Consider the following 685-nt stretch of genomic DNA (forward strand, 5'->3'; position numbering starts at 1 on the left):
AATGCTGGCAACTAAGAACAAGGGTTGCGCTCGTTGCGGGACTTAACCCAACATCTCACGACACGAGCTGACGACAACCATGCACCACCTGTCACTTTGTCCCCCGAAGGGGAAAATCCTATCTCTAGGAGTGGCAAAGGATGTCAAGACCTGGTAAGGTTCTTCGCGTTGCTTCGAATTAAACCACATGCTCCACCGCTTGTGCGGGCCCCCGTCAATTCCTTTGAGTTTCAGCCTTGCGGCCGTACTCCCCAGGCGGAGTGCTTAATGCGTTTGCTGCAGCACTAAAGGGCGGAAACCCTCTAACACTTAGCACTCATCGTTTACGGCGTGGACTACCAGGGTATCTAATCCTGTTCGCTCCCCACGCTTTCGCGCCTCAGCGTCAGTTACAGACCAAAGAGCCGCCTTCGCCACTGGTGTTCCTCCACATCTCTACGCATTTCACCGCTACACGTGGAATTCCGCTCTTCTCTTCTGCACTCAAGTCTCCCAGTTTCCAATGACCCTCCCCGGTTGAGCCGGGGGCTTTCACATCAGACTTAAGAGACCGCCTGCGCGCGCTTTACGCCCAATAATTCCGGACAACGCTTGCCACCTACGTATTACCGCGGCTGCTGGCACGTAGTTAGCCGTGGCTTTCTGGTTAGGTACCGTCAAGGTACCGGCAGTTACTCCGGTACTT

Annotated in this window: 1 rRNA gene; it reads right to left on the reverse strand. The window is 54.7% G+C overall.

Features of this window, described 5'->3' with window-relative positions:
• A 16S ribosomal RNA gene (locus tag HHO41_RS22035) occupies positions 1-685 on the reverse strand; the annotation flags it as partial.

This window comes from Bacillus sp. DNRA2, assembly GCF_012843265.1.
GTDB lineage: Bacteria > Bacillota > Bacilli > Bacillales > Cytobacillaceae > Bacillus_BU.